The organism is Shinella sp. HY16, assembly GCF_028534175.1.
Classification (GTDB): Bacteria; Pseudomonadota; Alphaproteobacteria; order Rhizobiales; family Rhizobiaceae; genus Shinella.
Map to the genome: position 1 here is coordinate 1,203,225 of NZ_JAHYXL010000002.1, position 12,765 is coordinate 1,215,989.

The window sequence follows — 12,765 nt, forward strand, 5'->3', positions numbered from 1 at the left end:
GGGGGTCCCATGTACGACACGATCATCATCGGCGCAGGTTCGGCCGGCTGCGTGCTTGCAAACCGGCTGAGCGCCGATCCGGACCGCAAGGTCCTCGTCCTCGAGGCCGGACGCGCCGCCCCCCTCGCCTCCGATATCCCGTCCGACTGGGTGACCATGTTCAACACGGGCGCCGATTGGGGTTACTACACCGAGCCGCAGGCCGGCTGCCGCGGGCGCCGCATCTTCTGGCCGCGCGGCAAGATGGTGGGCGGCTCCGGTGCGCTCAATGCGATGATCTATATCCGGGGGCTGCCTTCGGACTATGATGCCTGGGAAGCGATGGGCTGCGCCGGCTGGGGCTGGAACAACGTGCTTCCGGTGTTCCTCCATTCCGAGGCCAACGCCGACATCAAGGAGAGCCCCTATCACGGCAACGACGGCCTCCTGCACATCGGCAATGTGCCCTATGTCGACAAATACGAACGGATCTGGATCGAGGCCGCGGAAGCGGCGGGCTATCCCTACAATCCCGACTACAACGGTGAAACCCAGGAAGGGGTTGGTCTCTTCCAGTTCACCATCAAGAACGGCGAGCGCTGGGGAACCGGGAAGGCCTACCTGCGGCCCGCGCTCGAGCGGCCCAACCTGACGGTGAAGACCGGCGTTCTCGTGACAAAAATCATCATCGAGAATGGCCGCGCCACGGGTGTCAACTACCTGATCGACGGCGTTCCGCACACGGCCCATGCCGGCAGCGAAGTCGTTCTGTCTTCGGGGGCAGTCGGCTCTTGCCAGCTCCTCATGCTGTCGGGGGTCGGCCCGGCGGACGAACTGAAGGCGGTGGGTGTCGATCCCATCCACAACCTTCCCGGCGTCGGCAAGGACCTGCAGGACCACCTCAACATCCCAATCACCTTCTACACCAAGGAAGCCCTCGGCATCGGCGCCTGGACCGACGAGGTGATCGCCGACAGTTTCGAGGAATGGCGCGACCGGCGCACCGGCATCCGCACCTCGCCCTGGGTCGCCTCCGGCGGCCATGTGTGCAGCAGGCCCGGCGTCGAACCCGACCTCCAGCTCTACGGTGCGATGAGCCCACATCGCGACTACGCCCGCTTCCTCGGCGGACAGTCGGGCATCACCACACACTCCACGCTTCAGCGCCCGAACAGCCGCGGCGAAATCAGGCTGCGCTCATCCAATCCGATAGAGCATCCCGCGATCGACCCCCGATACTTTGTGAGCGACCCGGAAGGCCTCGACCTTGCCACCCTGGTGGAGGGCATCAAGATCAATCGCCATATCATGGAGCAGTCGCCGATCCGCGCGCTTGTCGACTACGAGATCAGTCCGAGTGCGGAGTGCAGGACGGACGCCGAAATCGCCAACTATGTCCGCGGCCACATGACGACGCTCTACCACCCCTCCTCTTCCTGCCGCATGGGCGTCGATGCGATGGCCGTTACCGATCCCGCGACGCTCAAGGTTCGCGGCCTCGAAGGCCTGCGCGTTGCCGACGCATCGGTCATCCCGAAGATGGTTTCGGGCAATCTCAATGCGCCGACGATCATGATCGCCGAGCGTGCCGCCCAGATGATCCTCGCCGGCTAAGGAGACGCATCCATGAACATCGCCCCATTCACGGGTCGTTGGCACGACAGGGCCGCAAAGCTTTCCTTCGAAGGCAGGCTCTTCATCGACGGCGACTTCCGCGAAGCCGTGTCCGGCTCGAAATTCGAGACGGTCAATCCCGCCAATGACAGCGTCATCGCGGCGGTATCGCTCGGCGCGGCAGCCGATATCGACCTCGCCGTCTCCTCCGCGCGCAGGGCGTTCCGGTCGGGCGCTTGGTCGCGCATGGCGCCGCGTGCCCGCATGGCCGTCATGTTGCGGTTCGCCGAGCTTATCGAAAAGCATGCCGAGGAATTCGCACTGCTCGATACGCTCGACATGGGTAAGCCGATCCGGGAAATGCTGACGGTCGACATCCCGCTGGCGCTTACCTGCCTGCGGTTTACCGCCGAGTGTATCGACAAGATCGAAGGCAGCGTCGGTTCGACGTCCAGCGACGTGCTGTCCTACGTCATCCGCCAGCCGCTCGGTGTGGTCGGTTGCATCGTGCCATGGAATTATCCATTGCTGATGACGGCGTGGAAGATAGCACCCGCACTTTCTGCCGGCAATTCGGTGGTGCTGAAGCCGGCCGAACAGTCCCCCCTCTCTGCGCTGCTGCTCGCGAGGCTCTTTGTGGAAGCCGGCGGACCGGCCGGCGTGCTCAATGTGGTCAACGGTTTCGGGGCAGAGGCCGGCAAAGCGCTGGCCTTGCACGACGGCGTCGACAAGATCGCCTTCACCGGTTCAGCCGAGGTCGGCAAGTTGATGCTGGTCTATGCCGGCCAATCCAACATGAAGAAAGTCGCCACGGAATGCGGCGGCAAATCTCCGCACGTCGTTCTTGCGGACGCCGAAAACCTTGAAACGGCTGCCTGGTGGGCCGCCATAGGCATCTTCGGGAACCAGGGCGAAGTGTGCTGTGCGGGCTCACGCATCATCGTGGAGAAATCGGCCATCCCGGACTTCGTTGATGCGCTCACCGTGCAGGCAAGAACCGGCTACATCCCCGGCGATCCGCTGGACGAGGCAACGACCATGGGGCCTCTCGTCACCCGCGAGCAGCAGCAGCGCGTGCTGAACTATATCGACATCGGCCGCCGCGGCGGGGCGCAGTGCATTCTCGGCGGCGGCACGCCCGACGGGCTGGAGCACGGCGCCTATGTCGCTCCGACCATCTTCACCGGCGTCGACAACACCATGACGATCGCCCGCGAGGAGATCTTCGGCCCGGTCGCCAGCATCATTCCCGTATCGGGTTACGACGAGGCGGTCACCATCGCCAACGACAGCCCCTTCGGCTTGGCAGCCGGCATCTGGACGAGCGATCTCGGCAAGGCACACCGCTTTGCGCGCGATGTCGAGGCCGGCATGGTCTACGTCAACAGCTACATGAACGGCGACATGCAGTTGCCCTTCGGCGGCTGGAAGGAAAGCGGCAACGGACGCGACAAATGCATGGATGCGATCCTCTCCTACACGCAGAGCAAGGGCGTGTGGGTGACGGTCGGCGCATGAACGGGGAGCAGACAATGAAGACCGGCTGGAATTTCCACGAACTATATCTGTGGCACGATACGGGCGCGGCCGCGCAATTCTTTCCTGCGAGTCTGACCGTCGAACCCGGGGAACATGCGGAGAATGCCGAAACGAAGCGGCGCTTCCGGAATCTCATGGAGGTTTCCGGACTTACCGACCAGCTCACCAGCGTCAAATCGGTACCGGTCGACGAGGACGACCTCGCCCTCTTCCACACGCGCGACTACATTCGCCGCATCAAGGCGCTCAGCGACGACCGCGGCGGCGACGCGAGTTATCTCACGCCCTTCGGTCGCGGCAGCTACGAGATTGCCTGCCTTGCGGCCGGCGGCACGTTTGCGCTGATGGACAAAGTCCTCTCCGGCGAACTCCAAAATGGCTATGCGCTGGTCCGCCCGCCGGGGCACCATGCCGAAAGCGACAACGGCATGGGCTTCTGCCTGTTCGGCAACGTTCCGGTTGCCATCCTGAAGAGCCGCAAGAAGCACCGGTTCGAGCGCGTGGCGACGGTGGACTGGGACGTTCACCACGGCAACGGCACGCAGGCTGCGTTCTGGACCGATCCCAACGTGCTGACCATCTCGCTCCACCAAGAGCGGCTCTATCCCCATGACAGCGGTGACCGGGAAGAACGCGGCGCGGGCGCGGGCTACGGCTACAATCTCAACGTTCCGCTTCCGGCCGGCTGCGGCCACGGTGCCTACATCGCCGCCTTTGAACAGGTGGTGCTTCCGGCATTGACGGCCTACAGGCCCGACCTCATCGTCGTGCCGTCGGGATTCGACGCGTCGGGCGCCGACCCGCTTGGCCGCATGATGCTGCATAGCGACACCTATCGCGCGATGACGCGGATGCTCATGGAGGCCGCCGGGGATTTGTGTGGCGGGCGCCTTGTCATGTCGCACGAGGGCGGCTACTCCGCCGCCTACGTGCCCTATTGCGGCCTCGCCGTGATGGAGCAGCTCTCGGGCATCAGGACCCACATCGATGACCCGTTCCTGCCGGTCTTCCTGAACTACCGGGGCCAGGACCTACGCCCCTGGCAACAGGACGCGATTTCGGCCGCCGCCGAGCTATTGGTGGGAATCCGTCCATAAATATGCCAGCGGAGGGCGTGGTGACATCAAAAGCCGTCGTGCGATTGGGCGTGGCGATGGCAATAACGCAGAAAACCCTCAGCAGTTTGTTGCGGGCATAGGCACAATGTTTTATCGCGACGTTAGATGCCTGAATCTGGACAATGGAAGCATCAAGCTGTTCTTTCTGAGTCGACACCCAGATGTGGTTATTTTTTAGATATTGATAAAATAAATAGAGAAAGAAAAATATGACACTCCCTCCGAACAACGCAGAGGTGACGTTTCGCCGGGTAACGTCTGCGAATGTCTCTGAAATTTGTGAGTTGAGCGAAACCCTTTCGGAAGAACAGAGGGATTTTGTCGCGGACAACGGGACTTCGATTGCCGAGGGATTCTGTTCGCAATCGGCCTGGTTCCGCGGCGTTTATGCGGATGACGTCCTGATCGGTTTCGTCATGGTGCATGATGGATCGGATTGGGATGACGGGATCGACTGCCCTGGCCCCTATCTATGGCGTTTCATGATCGCCAGGCCTTTTCAAGGCCAGGGCTTTGGGAAGCAGGCAATCTCCAGGATCGCCATGCGCCTTCGGTCACAGGGTGTTCGGGAGCTCTACACGAGCTACGGCCTTGGGCCTGGCAGCCCGCAGGCATTTTATGAGAAGCTCGGCTTTTCTCCCACTGGCGGAATGTTCGACGAAGAGGTCGAAGTCGTCCTTCAGCTCGCGGAGCGGTGAACGCGCAGCCGACAGCTTGCATGCCTGATGGCACTCCTCTTCGTGCGCTTTGAGAAAGGCGGTTGGCCCCGGTCAGCGCGATCGCTTGCGTGATATCAAGGCACCCGCAACGCTGCCGCCCGCATGGTGGGCGGACACCCGGGCTTGCCACGAGCACCGAGGACAAGCTTTGTATCTTTGCGGGTACCGATCGGACCTGCAAATTCGTCTTCGCGAGATTGGTGCCACGCGCCACCGGCGCCGCAGCCCGGCTATTCCTCGATGAAATCGTCGCCGTCGTGCCCCACCGCATTCATACATCCCTACCGACAATGGCATCGGTTCGCTGATCTGCCGAAGAAGTGCTCCAGTCCGGCTGCCAGATGGCGTGGGCATCCATACGACCGCAGCTGACAAAGCCCAATCATCCATGGACCAACGACCAGGTCGAACGGATGAACCGAACCATCAAGGAAGCGACCGCGAAGCGGGATCAGTCTCCACCGCTATCATGAAGCCCGAAGACAGATCGCCGACCTTTGCAAGGTCCGCTTGCGAGACAAGATCGCCGCGCTAGAGTTGCACAGCGATTCGCCATCAGGAGGAAGAATGCGTCAGCAGACAAAACCGTTCACCGTTGAAATCAAGCAATCCCGGAAGCTGAAGCCCAGCAACCAAAAACCGTCGATCTGGGGAAAACTGGATTTGAGCATTGCGGAAGACCACGTTGCCTCCGCGGCTCCGATGATTGAGCCAGCCACAGCCGAGAGCAGCGAACGGCTCCAAGCTTCGCAGACGCACTCAAGCTCTTAAACCCTCAACCATGCTTCGCGCACGCCCACGGCTTCCGGCGGCAGTTCGAGGAGAAGTGCCGCTGCGCGCTGCACATGGAACGTCGCCCAAAGGCGACTCACATGTTGTCAGCCGCCATTTTGAGCGGGATTGAAGATCGCGGGCATGATCTAAGCGTGCTTCAGTTCGTGGCATCTCCGAGCCCTTGGCAACGAAGGCCACTACCGAGCTTCATGCCATAGCTAAGCCATTGAAAGGTTAGAACGTGCGCCCATTCGTCGTGGCAGATGGCGACTGAGAGCTTCTTCAATCCGATGAAGCGGGAGCGGAGAGGCTGAAGGGTCAAGCGCTCAAGGAACGAGGGCAGGCAGGACATGTTCGATTACATCGAGATATACTACAACCTAAAACGCAAACACGTCAAAAACGGAATGCTATCATCTGTCGAGTTCGAAAAGCGCCAAAAAGAGTGACGTGACGATGTCTATGGAGCCCCGGGCTATTCAGTTTGCAACCAATCGTGCCCATGGAAAATATTGAGGGGCTTTATCAACGCCATAACGACGCATTGGAATATCGAAGATGGCTGAAGCCAACAGTGAATGCGCACGGTATTCAGGGTTCTCGGCGTTGGACGGCAGCCAGCGTTGACGCATAAATCAGACACATCAAGGAAACCGTGCCGCATGAACGAAGACTGGGGACATTTCGATGAGGAACTGGAGCGCGCGCGCGTCGCCTGGCTCTATTTCATCGGCGGGCAAACCCAGCAGGAAATCGCCCAGCGCATGAACATCACGCGGCTGAAGGTCAACAAGATCATCGGCCAGGTGCGGGAATCCGGCAGCGTGCAGGTCAATGTCAGCCTGCCTCTGACCGACTGCATCGAACTCGCCGAAAAGGTCTCCGCCCGCTACGGCCTGGTCGATGCGCTGGTGGTGCCGGATCTCGACGACTATCTGGAGCAGAAGCGGGTCATCGGCGAAGCCGCCGGTTCGCTGGCGAGCGAACTGATCGAAGGGCGCGACATGGGGGTCGGCATCGGCTCCGGGCGCACGCTGAGCTTTGCCGTGCGCAGCCTGCGCGCCCGGCCGAAATCCGAAAGCTGGGTCGTCGGGCTCACCGGCGGCGTCACCAGCGGCTCGGCCACCAACACGTTCGAGGTCGCGACGGCCTTTGCCCGCGCGCTCGGCGTCGAATGTCACTATCTGACGGCGCCGATCTACTGCGCCAATCCCGAAAGCCGCAATGCCCTGCTGCTCAACGACGAATTGACGGACGTGCTGGCGCGCACCGAGATCGCCGATATCGGCATCGTCTCCTGCGGGGCCTTGGCGCAGGACACGTCGCTCACCCAGATCCGCGTCGTGAAGGACAATCTCGATACGGTGCTGAAGCGCGGCGCCGTCGGCGAATTCATGGGCTGGTTCCTCGATGCGCGCGGCCAGGCGATCGATCATTTCCTGAATGACTCGATCATCGCGCTGCCGCCGGACAAGCTGAAGCTCAAACCGATTTCCGTGCTGGTGTCCGGCGGTATCCGCAAGATCCCGATCATCCGGGCGATCCTGCGCGCCGGTTATGTCAACCGGCTCGTCACCAACGAGGGTGTCGCGCGGGCCTTGCTGCAAGGCCCGCGCTGACTGTCCTGGATCAGGCGAGCGCCTTCTGTAGCGCGGCCGCCATGGCGCGTAGCGTCACATAAGTCGAGGCCGCACCGGGGTCGATATGGCCGACGGAGCGTTCGCCGAGTTTCGCCGAGCGGCCGCGCCGGGATTCGAGCGCCGCCGTCGCCTTCATGCCGGCCTCCCCGCCATCGCGGGCGGCAACCAGCACGTCCAGCGTGGAGCCGCCACTATTGGCAGCACGAAAGCCCGCCTCGACCGCCGGCACCCAGGCGTCGATCATCGTCTTGTCGCCCTGTTCGGCGCGGCCGCGGTCGCGAATGCCCTGGCAGGCAGCACTCAGCCATTCCGCCATGCCTGCACCATCGAGGTTGAGGCGGTGGCTGACGGCCGTGCCGGCGCGCAGGAACGCCGTGGCGTAGAGCGGGCCGGAGGAGGCGCCGACGGCATCGAGGAAGGCCTTGGCCATGCGCTTGCAGATGCCTTCGATCGTCTCGTCGTCCTGCGTATCTTCCAGCGCGCGCTGCACGGCCTTCCAGCCGATTTCCATCGTCACGCCATGGTCGCCGTCGCCGATCACGCCGTCGAGTTCGGAAAGCCAGTTCTTCTCCGCGATGATCTCGTCGCCGACGGCATGCATCATCGTCTTGAAGATCGCCGGCGTCACGTCCCCCTCGGTCAGCAGCTCGCGGGGCTTTTCCTCAACGGCGGCGCCGCTTTCGGCAAGCTTCACCGCCTTGCGGCTGCGGATCGCGATGTCGTCGGTCTTCTCGAAGGCGCCGACGACGAGGGCCGGCGTGCGGCAGGGATGGTCGAGCAGCGCCTGCAAGGTATCGTCCAGCTTCATCAGCGTCACGGAGGCGCCGGCCATTTCCAGCGACGTGGCATATTCGCCGACCCAGGAGGCGTGGATCTCGATGCCAAGAGCATCGAGCCGCTGCTTGACGCGGCGGAAGATGAGATAGAGCTCAATCTGCGACGTGGCGCCCAGGCCGTTAACGAGAACAGCGACGCGTTCGCCCGCCTTGAGGTCCAGCTCCTTCAGAACCGCCTCCACGAGTTCATCGCTCACCTCGTCCACCGGCGCGAGTTTCTGGCGACGGATGCCGGGCTCGCCGTGCAGGCCCATGCCGATTTCCATCTCATCGTCGCCGATGGTGAAGTTCGGCTTGCCGGTCTGCGGCAGCGAGCAGGGGCTGAGCGCCACGCCCATCGAGCGGGTCGCGTCATTGGCGGCCTGCGCCAGCGCCTCGACGCGCGCCAGCGGCTCGCCGAGATCGGCGGCGGCACCGGCCACCTTGAAGACGAAGAAGTCGCCGGCAATGCCGCGGCGCTCGGATTTGCGCTCGATCGGGGCGGAGGCGACATCGTCGGCGACCGCGACATGGCGCACCGCGATGCCGGCCTGTTCCAGCTCCTCGGCCGCCATGGTGAAGTTCAGCACGTCGCCGGTATAGTTGCCGTAGAGCATGACGACGCCGACGCCGCCATCGACGGCGCGCGCCGCCTCGACGATGTGCGACGGCGAGGGAGAAGCAAAGATGTTGCCGACAGCGGCGGCATCGGCAAGGCCGCGCCCGACATAGCCGGCAAAAGCCGGCTCATGGCCCGAGCCGCCGCCAACGACGATGCCCACCTTGCCATCGCGCGGGCCATCGACGGCGACGACCGCCCGCCCCGTCGCACCCTCGACGCGCAACATGTCCGGATGCGCGCCGACCATGCCTTCGATCATCTCCGCGATGATGTTTTCCGGCGCGTTGATCAGCTTCTTCGTTTTGACTTCCTGGTTCATTCTGCTTTCTTTCGTCAGATCGATGCGGCCGTCGGCTTCAAGCGTCACGGCGGAGATAGCGGCGGGAAACGGCGTCGAAGGAAATGGCGAGCACGACGATCGCACCCGAGACGATGCCCTGCCAATAGGGCGACACGCCGAAGAGCACGATGATGTTCTCGATGATGGCGATGATGCCCGCACCGAAGATCGCCCCGATCGGGCTGCCGATGCCGCCGGTGGTGGCGACGCCACCGATGACGGAGGCGGCGATCGGCGCCAGGACCCAGGTCTCGCCGATCGACGGCTGGGCAGTGCCGAGGCGGGCGACCATCAGTACGCCGGCGAGCGCAGCAATGGCGCCGGCGGCGGTGAAGACGAGAAGGCGCACCTTGTCGACCTTGATGCCGAGCATGCGGGCGCCGGCCTGGTTGTTGCCGATCGCATACATGTAGCGGCCGAAGGGCGTCTTCAGCATGACGAAGGTGGCGACAGCCAGCGCCACGAGCATGATGATGAAGGGCACAGGAATGCCGAGAAGGTCGCCACGGCCGAGATAGTGCACGTCCTTCGGAATGCCGGTGATCGCGACGCCGCGCGTCAAAACCAGGTTGGCGCCGCCGAAAATGCCGGCCGTGCCGATGGTGAGCACCAGCGAATGTAGCCGCAGCACCGTCACCAGCAGGCCGTTGATGAGGCCGAGGCAGGCGCCGAGCAGGATCGCCAGCAGCATGGCCGAATAGGGCTCGAAGCCGAGCCGCACCATGAGGATGCCGGAGATGACGCCGCAAAGCCCGCCGATCACGCCGAGCGACAGGTCGAGTTCGCCCAGCACCATCAGCATGGATTGCGCAATGGTGATCAGACCGACGAAGGCAAGCCCGCGCGCGATGACCGACAGGTTGTAGGGCGTGAGGAAATAGGGCGAGATCAGCGCGGAGAGCGTGAAGATCACGGCGAGCGCGACGAAGACGCCGGCAAGCGGGCTGCGCGACAGGATCGCCCAGGGCCTGGTTTGCGTGGAACTAGTTTGCATGGGCTTTCGCCTCCGTGCCGAAGATGGCGCCTACGAGGGTTTCGTTGCTGGTGTTGGTGGTGTCGAACTCGCCGGTGATGCGGCCGTGATGCATGGTCACGATGCGGCTTGCGCATTTCTTGAGTTCGTCGAGTTCGGATGAGACGAGGATAACGCCGACGCCCTCCTCCGCCAGACCCTTCATGATCCTGTAGATCTCGGTCTTGGTGCGGATGTCGATGCCCTTGGTGGGCTCGTCGAAGATCAGCACGCGCGGCCGCGTCGCCATCGCCCGGCCGATGATGGCCTTCTGCTGGTTGCCGCCGGAAAGCTGCGAGATGCGCTTGCCCATGCCGGATGTGCGGATGCCGTAGTCGTCGATGATCTTCTGCACCGCCTCGCGCTCGCGCCCGCCGCTGATGCCGAGGGCACCTTTCGTCAGCGAGAGGATGGAGATGCCGATGTTTTCGCGCAGCGACAGAAGCGGGAAGATGCCGTGATGCTTGCGCTCTTCCGAGAGGTACAGCATGCCGCCATCGACCGAGGCGGATGTGTCGTTGAGCGTCCACGGCTTGCCGTCCACCGTCACGCTGCCGGCCTTGGCCTTCAGGAAGCCGAAGATCGTCTGCATGACTTCCGAGCGGCCGGCGCCGACAAGCCCGGCAAAGCCGAGGATCTCGCCGCGCCGCAATTCGAAATCGACATCGTGGAAGCGTGCGCCGGAAAGGCCGCGCACCTGCATGATCGTGTCGGTGACCGGCCCTTTCGGGCGGAAATGTTCGTCGAAGGAAAGGTCCCGGCCTGACATGGCGCGGATCAGGTCCGCCTCGGCAATGTCGGCGATCCGGCCGCTTTCGATCTTCTCGCCGTTACGCAGCACCGTGTAGTCGTCGCCGATGGCGAAGACCTCGTCCATCTTGTGGCTGATGAAGACGATGGCGTGGTCGCGGTCGAGCAGGCCGCGGATGACCTTGAAGACGCGGTCCACCTCGACGCGCGTCAGCGACGACGTCGGTTCGTCGAGGATGAGAACCTTCATGGCGGCATTGGTGCAGGCGCGGGCGATCTGCAAGAGCTGCTGGTCGGAAACGGAGATATTGGCGACCAGATCGCGCGGATCAGCCTCGATGCCGAAGCGTTCCAGATAGGTCCTGGCTTCCTCGACGAGCGCGTTGCGATTGACGAGAAGGCCGCCATGCCCCGTCCTGTCGAACGGCATGAAGAGGTTTTCCGCAACGCTCATCTGCGGGAAGAGATTGAGCTCCTGCGGCACATAGGCGACGTTCTTGTAGAGGCTCGCATCCTCTGCCGGATCGCGGCCATCGATCAGCACCTGGCCGCGGGACGGCCGGTCGGTGCCGGTCAGGATCTTCACGAGGGTGGATTTGCCCGCACCGTTCTCGCCGGCGAGAATGTGCGTGCGGCCGAGTTCGATCGTCAGATCGACCCCGTCAAGGGCGGTCACGCCGGGAAAGTCCCGGCCAAGGCCGCGGGTTTCGAGATAAGCCATGGGGCACCTGCGTACAGGAATGAGATGGAAAAGGCGCGGGGGGAGTGCCCCGCGCCTCGCGTCAATCCGGTCGTGCCGGATCAGCCGCCCACATTTTCCTTGGTGAGGAAGGCGTTGCCGGTGTCGAGGTAGCCCGGCACCTTGGCGCCCGTCGCCTGCGCCCAGAGCAGCATGACTGACCAGTAGCCCTGGAGCTCCGGCTGCGAGGCGGACGAGCTGTCGGCCACGCCGTCGCGGATCATGTCGAGCATTTCCGGCAGGTTGTCGAGGCCGACGAGGGTGACCTGGCCCTGCTTGCCGGCTTCGACGATCGCCTGGCCGATGCCGATCGGGCCGGCGGCGTCGGATGCGACCCAGCCCTTGAGGTTCGGGTTCGCCTGCATGATGGCGGCCGCCTGCTGCTGCGCCGTCTCGATGCTGTCATTGTCGATGCCTTCGGCAACGACCTTGATGCCCGGATGTTCGGCGAAGACCTGGCGATGGCATTCGGCGCGGATCGAATGGTTCGGCGCGGTCGGCACGCCCTGCATGATGGCGACTTCGCCTTCGCCGCCGAGAACCTCGACGAGGCGGCGGGCCGCGATCTTGGCCTGCTCACAGAAATCGGAGCCGATATAGGGGATGGCCATGCCTTCCGGCGGGATCGAATCGAAGATCACCAGCGGGATCTTCTGGTTCTGCGCTTCTTCGAGCGAGGCGCGGTTGCCGGACGGATCGAGCAGGTCGAGCGCCAGGCCGTCGGGCTGGGTCGCAAGCGCGCTGTCGATGATTTGGTTCTGCTGCACGACGTCAGCGGACTGCGGCGCCGAGTAGACGACCTCGACGTTGGAACCGGTCTGCGCCTTGATCGCGGCCGCGGCGGCCTGCGCACCCTCGTTCACCTTGTCGAACCACGGATGCACGACCTTCGGCACGACGACGAAGCGGTAGCTGTCCTTCTTGACGGTTCCGGCGGCATCCTGCGCCGAGGCCGCGACGGGCAAGGCAAATGCGGCGGCGCACGCCAGCAGCATGGCAAGTTTTTTCATAGTGACCTCCCTTGGAGCGGGCGCAACTTCCTCCCGCCGAATGATGGAACATGGGCTTCGTATCGAGGCTTGCTCCCAAAGCCCATGCCGAGAC

10 protein-coding genes and 1 pseudogene are annotated in these 12,765 nt (G+C 63.4%); 7 read left to right on the plus strand and 4 right to left on the minus strand.

Annotation, left to right across the window (positions count from 1 at the left end; all coding sequences use genetic code 11):
• Positions 1–9 precede the first annotated feature (9 nt).
• The 7 genes and pseudogenes from K0P03_RS26085 to K0P03_RS26115 all read left to right on the plus strand — a co-directional run bounded on the left by K0P03_RS26085 (position 10) and on the right by K0P03_RS26115 (position 7,362).
• Positions 10–1,593, plus strand: a complete 1,584-nt coding sequence (locus K0P03_RS26085; protein ID WP_272791035.1) for a GMC family oxidoreductase — start codon at positions 10–12, stop codon at positions 1,591–1,593.
• Between the two features lie 12 nt (positions 1,594–1,605).
• Positions 1,606–3,111, plus strand: coding sequence for an aldehyde dehydrogenase (locus K0P03_RS26090; protein ID WP_272791036.1), 1,506 nt, complete (start codon positions 1,606–1,608; stop codon positions 3,109–3,111).
• A 14-nt stretch (positions 3,112–3,125) separates the two neighbouring features.
• Complete coding sequence (locus tag K0P03_RS26095; protein WP_272791037.1) at positions 3,126–4,229, plus strand: class II histone deacetylase; 1,104 nt, start codon at positions 3,126–3,128, stop codon at positions 4,227–4,229.
• A 230-nt stretch (positions 4,230–4,459) separates the two neighbouring features.
• Positions 4,460–4,948, plus strand: coding sequence for a GNAT family N-acetyltransferase (locus tag K0P03_RS26100; protein ID WP_272791038.1), 489 nt, complete (start codon positions 4,460–4,462; stop codon positions 4,946–4,948).
• A gap of 588 nt (positions 4,949–5,536) precedes the next feature.
• Positions 5,537–5,740 carry a hypothetical protein gene (locus K0P03_RS26105; protein ID WP_024270761.1) on the plus strand — a complete coding sequence of 68 codons (204 nt, stop codon included), beginning with the start codon at positions 5,537–5,539 and terminating at the stop codon, positions 5,738–5,740.
• 275 nt (positions 5,741–6,015) lie between these two features.
• Positions 6,016–6,192: pseudogene (locus K0P03_RS26110) on the plus strand (IS3 family transposase); the annotation flags it as partial.
• Positions 6,193–6,405: 213 nt separating this feature from the next.
• The gene (locus tag K0P03_RS26115) at positions 6,406–7,362 is read left to right on the plus strand and encodes a sugar-binding transcriptional regulator (RefSeq protein WP_023517189.1); all 957 of its coding nucleotides are present in this window, start codon (positions 6,406–6,408) and stop codon (positions 7,360–7,362) included.
• A gap of 10 nt (positions 7,363–7,372) precedes the next feature.
• Here the strand turns inward: K0P03_RS26115 and dhaL are convergent, their stop codons facing one another.
• The 4 genes from dhaL to K0P03_RS26135 all read right to left on the minus strand — a co-directional run bounded on the left by dhaL (position 7,373) and on the right by K0P03_RS26135 (position 12,671).
• The gene (dhaL, locus tag K0P03_RS26120; protein ID WP_272791039.1) at positions 7,373–9,139 is read right to left on the minus strand and encodes a dihydroxyacetone kinase subunit DhaL; all 1,767 of its coding nucleotides are present in this window, start codon (positions 9,137–9,139) and stop codon (positions 7,373–7,375) included.
• Positions 9,140–9,176: 37 nt separating this feature from the next.
• Complete coding sequence (locus K0P03_RS26125) at positions 9,177–10,154, minus strand: ABC transporter permease (protein ID WP_272791040.1); 978 nt, start codon at positions 10,152–10,154, stop codon at positions 9,177–9,179.
• A complete protein-coding gene (locus K0P03_RS26130; protein WP_272791041.1) occupies positions 10,144–11,643 on the minus strand; it encodes a sugar ABC transporter ATP-binding protein in 1,500 nt (499 codons plus the stop codon). The genes K0P03_RS26125 and K0P03_RS26130 overlap by 11 nt, the downstream gene beginning before the upstream one ends.
• Positions 11,644–11,723: 80 nt before the next feature.
• Positions 11,724–12,671 (minus strand): substrate-binding domain-containing protein, encoded by a 948-nt coding sequence (locus tag K0P03_RS26135; protein WP_272791042.1) that lies wholly within the window; start codon positions 12,669–12,671, stop codon positions 11,724–11,726.
• Positions 12,672–12,765 lie beyond the last annotated feature (94 nt).

Coding starts and splice junctions, on each gene's coding strand:
- K0P03_RS26085 (WP_272791035.1), top strand. CDS start 10: ATGTACGACACGATCATCATCGGCGCAGGTTCGGCCGGCTGCGTGCTT.
- K0P03_RS26125 (WP_272791040.1), bottom strand. CDS start 10,154: ATGCAAACTAGTTCCACGCAAACCAGGCCCTGGGCGATCCTGTCGCGC.
- K0P03_RS26115 (WP_023517189.1), top strand. CDS start 6,406: ATGAACGAAGACTGGGGACATTTCGATGAGGAACTGGAGCGCGCGCGC.
- K0P03_RS26095 (WP_272791037.1), top strand. CDS start 3,126: ATGAAGACCGGCTGGAATTTCCACGAACTATATCTGTGGCACGATACG.
- K0P03_RS26090 (WP_272791036.1), top strand. CDS start 1,606: ATGAACATCGCCCCATTCACGGGTCGTTGGCACGACAGGGCCGCAAAG.
- K0P03_RS26105 (WP_024270761.1), top strand. CDS start 5,537: ATGCGTCAGCAGACAAAACCGTTCACCGTTGAAATCAAGCAATCCCGG.
- K0P03_RS26135 (WP_272791042.1), bottom strand. CDS start 12,671: ATGAAAAAACTTGCCATGCTGCTGGCGTGCGCCGCCGCATTTGCCTTG.
- K0P03_RS26100 (WP_272791038.1), top strand. CDS start 4,460: ATGACACTCCCTCCGAACAACGCAGAGGTGACGTTTCGCCGGGTAACG.
- K0P03_RS26130 (WP_272791041.1), bottom strand. CDS start 11,643: ATGGCTTATCTCGAAACCCGCGGCCTTGGCCGGGACTTTCCCGGCGTG.
- dhaL (WP_272791039.1), bottom strand. CDS start 9,139: ATGAACCAGGAAGTCAAAACGAAGAAGCTGATCAACGCGCCGGAAAAC.